The sequence below is a fragment of the Acinetobacter sp. YH01018 genome (assembly GCF_013420295.1).
In the GTDB taxonomy this organism is placed as follows: Bacteria; Pseudomonadota; Gammaproteobacteria; order Pseudomonadales; family Moraxellaceae; genus Acinetobacter.
The window spans coordinates 1-5,755 of the sequence record NZ_VOYL01000085.1 but is presented as its reverse complement, the minus strand read 5'-3'; the positions used below and the strand labels follow the sequence as shown (position 1 = coordinate 5,755).

Genomic DNA, 5,755 nt, shown 5'->3' with positions numbered 1-5,755 from the left:
TCTTTCTGTCGTTTGTTCAGTGTCTATAAAAGTGTCTAAGGCCATAAACATAATGTCCATTTAATAAATAATGGACACTATCGGGATATTGAGAAAATAAGAAAAGTGGGGTTCAGCGGACGCTTACGAAAAATGCTCAATACACCCTCATCTTAAACTTTATATTCACGGTATTTAGGGCGCCCAATTGCAACATTATCTTGATCTGAACCACGACTCTGGTGTGGCTAGTATGAACTTGGCAATCAGTTTATTCGTGTTCAATTTAAGAAAAAATCAAAAATTTATACCTATAGCTATGCCAGTGCCGGCTATCAGCATATTGAAAATATGCAACAGCTGGCGCAATATGACGATGGCTTAAATACCTATATCAATCAGAATGTTAAACAGCTCTATGTGTGATAAAGGGCAGTGGAATTCACAGCTTGGCTTTGGTTTAAATTTTTGTTTATAAATGAATAAACAACGTAATGGCTCACTGCTATAGGTCTATAGTATCTGGCATATTTATCTTTAAAATTGCTGGATTATTGCTTTAAAATTAGGCTGAAAATATGGAAGGGATAAAGTTAAAACCAAGCTTGTCCTGGCAAAATATGACCAGAAACAAGTGTTTATTTAAGTCTGGAAATGATCAACATCATGGCATATTGAAGTATAGATGAAACAGAAGGTATGGGGTATGAACGGAAGAACAGAATGTCAAACATGCATGGTCTGCAAAAAAAGCTTTCCTAAAAAAAATCTTATCCCGATCGGAACAATTCGCAAAGTCATTACAGAGGAAATTTCACAGGACTTTCCACAGTGGTCACCTGGCGACTTTATCTGCCAAGCCGATTTAACCAAATACCGTATGCAGTATGTACAGTCCATTTTAAAATCTGAACAAGGTGAAGTCACTGATCTGGAATATGAAGTGTTGAACAGTATGCAACAGCATGAGCTGATCAGCAAAAATGTAGAGAACAAGCTCGATCAGAATTGGACTTTTGGAGAAAAACTGGCTGATAAAATTGCAAGTTTCGGTGGTAGCTGGACCTTTTTGATCTGCTTTGCCATTTTCTTGGCGCTGTGGATTTTGATCAATACCGTGGTAATGGTGAAACATCCTGCAGATCCATATCCCTTCATTTTATTAAATTTAATGCTGTCCTGTTTGGCCGCCATTCAGGCACCAGTAATCATGATGAGCCAAAACCGGCAGGAAGCCAAAGACCGTTTGCGTTCGCAAAATGATTATCAGGTCAACTTAAAAGCTGAACTGGAGATTCGGCATTTACATGAAAAACTCGATCATCTTTTAATGCATCAGTGGGATCGTCTGGCTAAAATTCAGGAAATTCAACTGGATTTGCTGTCGGAAATGACCAAGAAGAAATAGCCATTTATAACCTGATGCTAATCTTCAATGTTGCGATTTATAGAGATGGAGAAAATATTCCGATTCATGTTGGTTTGGCGTAATAAAAAGCAGAATTTTGTATCAATTAGGGAAATTTTTTTACAAATATAGATAAAGTGGGAAAATATTCCAAAAAGAATAAAAAATGCAAAATCTTAGGAAATTAATCCCGCATATCTTTGTCTATTCTATATCTCAAGGGTGTGAAGGGATCGAAAAGAGTAGATTGCTGCCAGTTGCGTACAACGTGAGTGTAGTACTTACCCACAAGGTCTTGATTCGGCTTAGGACGCTATAAATTACCAATTTATAGGCATCAGGTTATCACTTACAAAGTGGTAATAGTTGAAGTAAAACAGTATGTTTTCCCTGACCCCCTAAAAAATTCTCAAACACATAAAAATAGAAGAAATCAAATTTGAAGTCAAAAAACCTGATACAAATCAGTGGTTCATTTTTGTGGATAAAATCTGCTAATTTAGAAAATATCAGCGAGCATCTGGTCAGGCTATAAAAATGCTAAATGATGATTTCTGGAGTCGTTTTCTACTTTGTTCATTACTCATTAATTACATCATATTAATGATCTGGTTTTTGCTGTTTATTTTTGCCCGTAACTGGATGAAACAGCTGCATGGCAAATGGTTCCAGCTTTCAGATCATACTTTTGATGCCATCCATTATGGCGGCATGGCTATATATAAAATTGGTATTTTACTGTTTAATCTGGTGCCATTTCTGGCCTTATATCTGATACGAAATTCCTAACCCGGATTCAACTTTAAAAGGCTTATAGGCAAATAGATCATCTTTAAACAGCAGTTTCGAAGTTTATAAAAACAGGACCGCTACAATCAAAAACAAGCAAAAGAGGAATTTGGCAGCATGAATCAATTCAAATCTGCACTGGTTTTAGGTATTTTCATTTGTCTGGGGATGATTATTGCGGGATGGATTTTGGGCAGTAGCGCACTCAAAATTAAACAGTATGAACGTATAGTCTCGGTCAAGGGCTTGTCTGAGCGTGAGGTGAAAGCTGATGTCGCAGTATGGCCAATCCGTTTTAGCTCGGCCAGTCAGGACCTGACCCAGCTCTATGACACCATGGAAATACAAACCCAGCAAATTCAGGCATTTTTAAAGGCTGAAGGTTTTAGCGATCAGGAAATTACCACTGCGGCTCCGGTTACGACCGATAAATATGCCCAGCAATATGGCGGCGATGCCAATGTCGCGCTACGTTATACCGCCCATCAAACCATTACCGTCTATACCCACCGAATAGATGCAGTGCGGGCAGCACAAAGCCGTCTGGTGGCTTTGGGTAAAAAGGGCATTGCCTTTGGTGGCGATGATTCAGGTCAACGAACCGAATATTTATTTACCAAGTTAAATGATATCAAGCCAGCGATGATTGAGCAGGCGACACAGAACGCCCGCAGTGTGGCAGAAAAATTTGCCGCAGATTCCAAAAGCCGTTTAGGTAAAATCAAGGCGGCCAATCAGGGACTGTTTAGCATTGAAGATCGTGACAGTAATACTCCCTATTTAAAGAAAGTCCGTGTCGTGTCCACGGTAGACTATTATCTGGCGGATTAAATGGGGTAAAAAGTGATGAAAAAATGCGGTTTGATGTGCAGATAAATTCCTGTAATCTCAATTTTTCTGCAATAAAAAACCTGTATTTTAATCCGGAAGATAAAAAATTCTATTTATTATTCATTTAAGGAAAAAAATTCCCAAAAATGATGAAAAATTAAAAAAACTGAGGGAATTAATCCCGGCCGTGTTTGGCTAATATATGTTTCAAGGGTGTGATAAGGGATCGAAAAGAGTAGATTGCTGCCAGTTGCGTACAACGTGAGTGCAGTACTTACCCACAAGGTCTCGATTCGGCTTAGGACGCTATAGATTATCAATTTATAGGCATAGGGTTATAACTTACAAAGTTATAATGGTTGAAGTAAACCACAGATGTTTTCCCTAACACCCTCAAAAATTCTCCGGCAAAAATATAAGATAAAATTCCCTCTTCTTTTTCTTCATTGATAAAATATTTAATAAATCATTTACCTATAATAAATTATATGCGTTATCTCGATACACTTATTCAACATTGTCATGCTGCTAAAACGGCTATACCTGTTCAGGAATTTATATTTTCAACTGTAGATGATTTACCTCCGATATCTAAGGCGATTTATATCATTGAACAAGTAGACGGTGATATGAATGAAACATTTAATCACTTTCGTATCTTTAAAGCGCAGGGAACTCATGCCTGTGCAAGATTAAATGCGCCTTGCACAGTGATGTATGTAGGTTCATCTACCACAGGACTTAAAAATCGGTTGAAACAACATTGGGGTCAAGGCCAAAAGAGCACGTATGCACTACATTTGGGTCAAGGCCAAAAGAGCACGTATGCACTACATTTGAGTCAATGGTTTCAAGGTCAGTTTAAAATCACGATCAGACAATATGAAGTAGATCATCAGGTACTGCAATTGATTGAAGATGACCTTTCTCATCAGCTTAAACCTGCGTTTGGAAAATTGGGTGCAAACAATAAATAATTCCAGATCGACTCTGTATTTCACAGACGTTGACAGTCGGATCTGACCTTGTTATTTTGCGCCCATTCTCCTACGTGCTGTAATGCTATGCCCATCAACGATAACTTCGTGTATATGCCGCCTCAGGAACCGCTTGTTATTGTCTATGAAGATGAAGACCTGGTGGTGATTGAAAAGCCGGCAGGGCTGTTGTCTGTTCCGGGACGCTTACCTGAACATCATGACAGTGCCTATTTTCGCGTATTGGAACGCTATCCCAACGCTAAAATTACCCACCGTCTAGATATGGCAACTTCCGGCATTTTGATGTTTGCCAAACACCGTGAAGCAGAAGTGGCGGTCAGTAAAATGTTTCAGGCACTTACGGTCAAAAAAAACTATATTGCGCTGATTCAAGGCAAGCTTGAAGCCGAAGGCAGTGTCGAAGTGCCATTAATTACCGACTGGGAAAACCGGCCGCGTCAAATCGTGCATTTTGAATTGGGAAAACCCGCCAAAACGCTGTATCAGGCCTTGGAATATTCTGCAGCGGAAGACATTAGCCGGGTATTACTGACTCCGATTACCGGACGTTCCCATCAACTTCGGGTACATATGCAATATATCGGACATCCCATTACTGGCGACAAGCTCTATCATCCAGAACCCTATCAGAGTCCATTACAACGTATGGCCTTACATGCCAGCTATCTGGCTTTTAAACAGCCTTTAAGCGGGGCAGATGTTGAAATTAAGGCTAAAGTTCCTTTTTAATCAGTGTCTTAAATTTTTATCTGTTTAACATTCTAGAATTTTAATCATAAGTTACATATATGATATGCGGGCTATCGTCTGCTTAGCTCACTGATTTATGATGATGAAAATCTTAGAATAATAAAAAGTGCGATCATTCAGACACGATATCCCTTTTCTGGTAATGGAAAAACAAACGAATAATAATGCGTAACATTTCTTTGAAATAATAATAATTTTGAGATAATAATCGTTTATCTATATATCCTGACCACCCTTATTTTGCTGGGATTGCTTTATCGGGCAATCATGCAAATAAGAAAAAAACAGATCATGCTTGAATCTTTACAGGTGAATCTGTATCGTACGCGAAATAATCTGGCAGAGCATGAGCAGCAAAATGATGCGCTGCATCATCAATTAAATACCTGTCGTATAGAGATCGGAAATTTAAAAAACAGGGTTGAAAAGCTGAGCCAGTATCAGGACATTGTAGATATTGAACATTACATTGCGGAGCGAAAAAACCAGGCCGAGAGCTTTGTTGAAGTCACTAAAACTGAAGCAGAGTTTCTGCTGGAAAAAATGAAGGCAGAGATTGAAAATACTCGACATTATCTGGAAAAACTGGAAAAAAAACAGCCAGCTTAAGCTGGAAGCCCAAGCCAGAGAACGATTAGGTGCTTTTTATAATCAGGTCTTAGAACAAGAAAGCTTGGAGGCAATTTCTAAAGCACTGGAAAACAAGATTCAGGGTTATGGTATTCAAGATGTATATCCTGTACAAACCTTTCTGGATCAATTGATTGATGGCTATGGTGATATTCATGCCGCGCAGCAGTTAAAAGAAGTCCGCCGTAAAATAAAAAATGCCATTGCAGCAAACACAGGGGGGCAATGTGAGTATGTCGAGAGCCTGTAAATTATTTTGTGTAAGTTCCATTTTTTATAAATGATCTTTTAATCGATCATCGAACTGAATCGTAAACCAATTCATCGCTAAACGCCAATTTTGAATTGGCATGGTCCATTTTTTAGC

At 38.7% G+C, this 5,755-nt stretch carries 7 protein-coding genes and 1 pseudogene; all 8 read left to right on the top strand.

Features of this window, described 5'->3' with window-relative positions:
- The first annotated feature begins 187 nt into the window (after positions 1-187).
- Positions 188-405 (top strand): annotated as a pseudogene (locus FTT83_RS16200) (hypothetical protein).
- 280 nt (positions 406-685) lie between these two features.
- Positions 686-1,387, top strand: a complete 702-nt coding sequence (locus FTT83_RS15365) for a DUF1003 domain-containing protein (protein WP_180044589.1) — start codon at positions 686-688, stop codon at positions 1,385-1,387.
- 537 nt (positions 1,388-1,924) lie between these two features.
- Entirely contained in the window at positions 1,925-2,176 is a 252-nt protein-coding gene (locus FTT83_RS15360; RefSeq protein ID WP_180044590.1) for a DUF6868 family protein, read from the top strand.
- 117 nt (positions 2,177-2,293) lie between these two features.
- Positions 2,294-3,007, top strand: coding sequence for an SIMPL domain-containing protein (locus FTT83_RS15355; protein ID WP_180044591.1), 714 nt, complete (start codon positions 2,294-2,296; stop codon positions 3,005-3,007).
- A gap of 488 nt (positions 3,008-3,495) precedes the next feature.
- The gene (locus FTT83_RS15350; protein WP_180176824.1) at positions 3,496-3,984 is read left to right on the top strand and encodes a GIY-YIG nuclease family protein; all 489 of its coding nucleotides are present in this window, start codon (positions 3,496-3,498) and stop codon (positions 3,982-3,984) included.
- A gap of 87 nt (positions 3,985-4,071) precedes the next feature.
- Positions 4,072-4,737, top strand: coding sequence for an RluA family pseudouridine synthase (locus tag FTT83_RS15345; RefSeq protein ID WP_180044593.1), 666 nt, complete (start codon positions 4,072-4,074; stop codon positions 4,735-4,737).
- A gap of 312 nt (positions 4,738-5,049) precedes the next feature.
- Positions 5,050-5,367, top strand: coding sequence for a DUF5660 family protein (locus FTT83_RS15340; RefSeq protein ID WP_180189946.1), 318 nt, complete (start codon positions 5,050-5,052; stop codon positions 5,365-5,367).
- Positions 5,315-5,638 carry a hypothetical protein gene (locus tag FTT83_RS15335; protein ID WP_180044595.1) on the top strand — a complete coding sequence of 108 codons (324 nt, stop codon included), beginning with the start codon at positions 5,315-5,317 and terminating at the stop codon, positions 5,636-5,638. The genes FTT83_RS15340 and FTT83_RS15335 overlap by 53 nt, the downstream gene beginning before the upstream one ends.
- Positions 5,639-5,755: the final 117 nt, after the last annotated feature.